The 5062-nt window shown below is 67.4% G+C and carries 3 protein-coding genes and 1 pseudogene; 2 read left to right on the forward strand and 2 right to left on the reverse strand.

Annotated elements, in window-relative coordinates; all coding sequences use genetic code 11:
• Together A5906_RS31285 and A5906_RS31290 are read left to right on the forward strand one after the other, a co-directional pair.
• Positions 1-3558 (forward strand): tetratricopeptide repeat protein (locus A5906_RS31285; protein ID WP_245326995.1); only part of this gene is annotated, 3558 nt, incomplete at its 5' end.
• An 82-nt stretch (positions 3559-3640) separates the two neighbouring features.
• Positions 3641-3877 (forward strand): hypothetical protein, encoded by a 237-nt coding sequence (locus tag A5906_RS31290; protein ID WP_080139039.1) that lies wholly within the window; start codon positions 3641-3643, stop codon positions 3875-3877.
• A gap of 198 nt (positions 3878-4075) precedes the next feature.
• Here A5906_RS31290 and fliP read toward each other — a convergent pair whose 3' ends face one another.
• Both fliP and A5906_RS31300 read right to left on the reverse strand, forming a co-directional pair.
• On the reverse strand, positions 4076-4828 hold the full coding sequence (gene fliP, locus A5906_RS31295; RefSeq protein WP_080139040.1) for a flagellar type III secretion system pore protein FliP: 753 nt from the start codon (positions 4826-4828) through the stop codon (positions 4076-4078).
• Positions 4825-5062: pseudogene (locus A5906_RS31300) on the reverse strand (flagellar biosynthetic protein FliO); the annotation flags it as partial. The gene fliP and the pseudogene A5906_RS31300, both read right to left, overlap by 4 nt.

A 5062-nucleotide genomic window follows, 5' to 3' on the forward strand; every position in this document is an offset into this window, starting at 1 on the left:
GGTTTTGCCCGCCTCGTCATCAAGCTTGGCGAGGACGTTCCGTCCGAGGTGACGACGGCCGGCTCCATCCTCATCATCCGCTTCGACCGTCCCGTCGACGTTCCCGTCGACCGCGTTCCGGAAGGCGCGCCCGACTACGTCAACTCCGCCCGCCGCGACCCTGACGGCGGCGCCATCCGCCTGTCGCTGGCGCGGCGTGTCACCGTCAACACCATGAACGCCGGCGAGCGCACCTTCGTCGACCTCCTGCCGGAGGGCTGGAAGGGGCCGCCGCCGAGCCTGCCCATGGACGTGGTCAAGGAGCTCGCCGAGCGCGCGCGCATCGCGGAACGGGCGCTGCGCGCCCAGCGTGCCGCGGCCGAGACCAAGAAGCGACCGCAGATCCGCGTTCGCGCCTCGGTGCAGCCGACCTTCGTGCGCTTCGTGTTCGAGATGCCTGACGGCGTCGGCGTGTCCTCCGTGCTCAACGAGCAGAAGCTCACGCTGATGTTCAACGCCAACCTCAATTTCGACCTGGCGGATGCGGTCGTTGCCGCGCCACCGAACGTCGCCTCGATCAAGCAGAAGGCTGACATTGATCAGACCAGCGTCGAGATCGCGCTGATCGGCGATTCCGACGTGCACTCCTTTCGCGACGACAAGAACTATGTCGTCGACGTCTCCTTCCAGCCCGACAAGGGCAAGATGGCTGCGACGGCCGAGTCCGTGATCGCGCAGGCCAAGCCTGCGGGCCACGCACCGGCGCCTGCGCCGGAAAAGCCGGCGGCCGAGAAGCCGAAGGATGCGCATCGCGAGATCGCGCCCCCGACGTCCGAGACGATCGCACGCGAAGCCAAGATCGAGGTGAAGCCGGAAGTGCCCGCCGCGATGCCGACCGCCGAAACCCCGAAGTCGGCTCCCATGGTCGCGGCCGAAACGCCGCGCGCCGCGGACGCGCCCAAGGAAACTCCGAAGCCGGCGCCTGTCGCCGAAGCTCCGGCTGCGCCTGCCAAGCCTGCAACGGTCGAGGCGCCCAAAGAGGTCGTGGCGGAAGCGCCGAAGGAGCTGGTCAAGGAATCTGCCAAGGAAACTTTCAAGGAAGCCCCGAAGGCCGAGGCGCCGGCGCCGCAGCCCACCGTTGCCAGCGTGGATGCGCGCCGCGACAGCGATGGCCTGCGCATCACGTTCCCGCTGCAGGTCTCGACGCCTGCGGCGGCGTTCCGGCGCGGCGACACGATCTGGCTGGTGTTCGACTCGCCGAAGCCGATCGAGGTCGAGGCGATCCGCACCAAGGGCGGCGCGATGATCGGGGAGGTCGGACGCGTTCCGCTCGACAAGGGACAGGCGGTGCGCATCCGTCTCACCCGGCCGCTGGTCTACTCGCTGACGAGCGAGGAGGTTGGCAAGGAGACCAACTGGCTGCTGACCCTCGCCGACAAGATCCAGGCGACACCGCTGCCGCTGATGATGTCGCGCAACATCACCGATCCGGCACTCGCCAACATCGCAATCCCCTTTGCCAACCCGGGCCAGCTGCACAAGCTGACCGATCCCGATGCCGGCGACACGCTTTATGTCATCACCGCGCAGCGGCCGGTCCGCGGCTTCATCAAGCGGCAGGACCTCGTCGATCTCTCGCTGCTGGAATCCGCGCACGGCATCGCGATCCGTCCGAACTCCGACGAGGTCGCCGTCGAGGTCGGGGCCGACAAGGTCATTCTCGGCAAGAAGGGCGGGCTAACGCTGTCGCCGGTCGACATCTCGGCCGAGCGGGCGCCGACCGCGGTGCGCCCGATCTTCAGCCCCGAAGGCTGGCGCAAGGGGCAGTCGGAAAACTTCATGGCGCGCCAGAGCGAGCTGATCACGGCGATCTCGGCCGTTGAGCCGGCGATGCGCTCGCTGCCGCGGCTCGACCTCGCGCAGTTCTACATGTCCCGCGCGATGTACCACGAGGCCAAGGCCGTGTCCGAATTGATGCTGGCCGATCCGCTCAACAAGGAGGAGAGCGGTGCGCTCATCATGCACGCGATCGCGAGCATCCTGATCGGCCGGACGGCGCAGGGCCTGAAGGACCTCGCCAATCCCGTGATCGGCAACAGTCACGATTCCCAGCTCTGGAAGGCGCTCGCCTATGCGCGCCAGGGCAAATGGGCGGACGCGCGCGAGAAGTTCAAGAACGTCGAGTTCGCCATCGCCTCGCTGCCGCTCGACATCCAGCGCATCGTGACGATGGATGCGATGCGGGCTTCACTCGAAGTGAAGGACTATGCAGGCGCCTCCAAGCGCCGCGGCGAGCTCGAGGTCGTCGGCGTCTCGCCCGAGGCGGCGCCCGGCTTTGCCGTGCTGCGCGGCCGGCTCGCCGAGGCGCTCGGCCATGACAAGGACGCGCTCGACGACTACAAATTTGCGGTCGCCTCGAACGATCGGCTGGCTGCGGCAGAGGCCAAGCAGCTCGAGGTCGCGCTGCGCCAGAAGCGCGACGAGATCGGCAAGGAAGACGCGCTGCGCGAGCTCGAGACGCTGTCGATGACCTGGCGGGGCGATGCGATCGAGGTCAAGACCCTGCAGATGCTGTCGCAGCTCTACGCCGAGAACGGACGCTACCGTGACGCGCTCACGGCAGCGCGCACCGCGACGAGGCTGCAGCCGAACGCCGAAGCCTCGCGACAGGCGCAGGACCTCGCTTCCGAGCTGTTCACGCAGATCTTCCTGGGGCCGAAGGGCGACGAGCTGCCGGTGGTCGAAGCGCTCGGCATGTTCTACGAGTTCCGCGAGCTGACGCCGATCGGCCGCCGCGGCGACGAGCTGATCCGGCGTCTCGCCGACCGTCTCGCCTCGATCGACCTGCTAGACCAGGCCGCCGAACTGCTGCAATACCAGGTCGACCACCGCCTCGAAGGCGCTGCTCGCGCCCAGGTCGCCGCGCGCCTGTCGATGATCTATCTCGCCAACCGCCGGCCCGACAAGGCGATCTCGGCGCTGCGCGCGAGCCGCATCAGCGATCTCTCCGGCGAGCTCAGGCAGCAGCGCCTGCTGCTGGAAGCGCGGGCGCAGAGCGACGTCGGCCGCCACGATCTCGCGCTCGACATCGTCTCCAACGTCTCGGGGCGGGAGGTGCTCCGCCTGCGCTCCGACATCTTCTGGGCGGCGCGGCGCTGGCGCGAGTCCGCCGAGCAGATCGAGCTCTATTACGGCGAGCGCTTCCGCGACTTCAAACCGCTCAACGCGGTGGAGAAGAGCGACATCATCCGCGCCGCCGTAGGCTACGCGCTCGCCGACGACTCGATCGGCCTGTCGCGCTTCCGCGAGAAATACGCGCCGCTGATGAGCGAGAGCGCCGACCGTCTCGCCTTCGACATCGCCAGCAAGCCCGCCGCGGCCTCCAGCGCCGAATTCGCCGAGATCGCCAAGCTCGCCGCCAGCGTCGATACGCTCGACGGCTTCCTGCGCGAGATGAAGCAGCGCTTCCCCGATGCCACCGCCCGCGCGCCAGCCTCGCCGCAGGCCAGGGACGACAGCGACCACACCGGCTCGCTGCCCAAGATCCCCGCCGTGCGCCAGATCAAGATGACGCGATAAGAACCCTGCTACCTCTAGGCCTCTCGACAGCTGCCGCGCGAGGCGGCAACCTGAAGCATCTTCATGCCGGGAGAGGGACGATATGAGCAAGCCTGCCAAGACCGAAGCCGAACTCGTCGCCATGGCACGGGCCGAACTGAAGGCCCATGTCGAAGGTCCGGATGGCTTCGCCATCTCGATCGTTCGCGATGGCGACAGCTGGGAGTTCCGTGCCGACGCCGATCAGGCCACGCGGGACCGGCCCGGCTTCCCCGAAAGCGTCGCCATGCTGGTCCAGATCGGCGACCACCTCAGCAAGCAATATGACGTGAAGGGGTAGGGCGACCGCAGCGAGGCGCGGCCTGGAACGTTGCCACATTCTCCGTCATTGCGAGCGTAGCGAAGCAATCCAGAGCGCTTCCGCGGAGGCAGTCTGGATTGCTTCGTCGCAAGAGCTCCTCGCAATGACGGGGAGGGGCCGGATGCTATCGCTCATGCCGGCGAGGATGGGTCGCCGTCCACTCCCCCAAAAGCCCGCCTAGCCGCCGTAACTCTGCACCAGACTCCCCGCCACCAGCGACCAGCCGTCGACCAGCACGAAGAAGATCAGCTTGAACGGCAGCGAGATCGTCGCCGGTGGCAGCATCATCATGCCCATCGACATCAAGACCGAGGCGACGACGAGGTCGATGATCAGGAAGGGCAGGAACAGGAGGAAGCCGATCTCGAAGGCGCGCTTGAGCTCGGAGATCATGAAGGCGGGGACGAGGATGCGCAAGCCGAGGTCGTCGGGGGTGGCCGGCGGCGGCTCGCCGGACAGGTCGAGGAACAGCTTGAGATCCTTCTCGCGCACGTTCTTCTGCATGAAGCCGCGCAGGGGGACGGAGGCGCGCTGGAGCGCATCCTCGACACTGACTTGGTTGGCGACGAGCGGGCGGATGCCGTCGTCATAGGATTTTTGCAGCACCGGCCCCATCACGAAGAAGGTGAGGAACATTGCCAGCGCAATGATCACCGAGTTTGGTGGCGCGGTCGCCGTGCCCATCGCGGTGCGCAGCAGCGACAGCACGACCACGATGCGCGTGAACGACGTCATCATGATCAGGATCGACGGCGCGATCGACAGCACCGTCAGCAGCGCGATCAGCTGGATCGCGCGCTCAGTGACGCCGCCGCCCTGGCCGCCGAGATTGATGCTGATGTCCTGCGCATGCGCAAGGCTTGCGAGCGAAGCCGCGCCGACCAGGACAGAAAGAAAAAGAACTCTACGCGGGAGGGCCGGCAGTCTCACGAAGACGGCTTCGGACGGCCGAGCAGCGAGGCCATCTCGTCTTCGAGATTTTCAAAGCTGGTCTTCTCCGCGGCGGGTTTTGCCGGGGGCGCCGGCGGTTCGCTGCGTGCCACGCGCGGGGGAGCGGCGGGCGGCTCCGGCGCAACCGGAGGCGCGACCGTTTCGCCGGCCGGGCGGCGCAGCGCGGCCTCTAGCCGTTGCGCCATTTCGGCGAGGTTCTGTTCGGCGCTGGAG

This window comes from Bradyrhizobium sacchari, assembly GCF_002068095.1.
GTDB classification, from domain to species: Bacteria; Pseudomonadota; Alphaproteobacteria; order Rhizobiales; family Xanthobacteraceae; genus Bradyrhizobium; species Bradyrhizobium sacchari.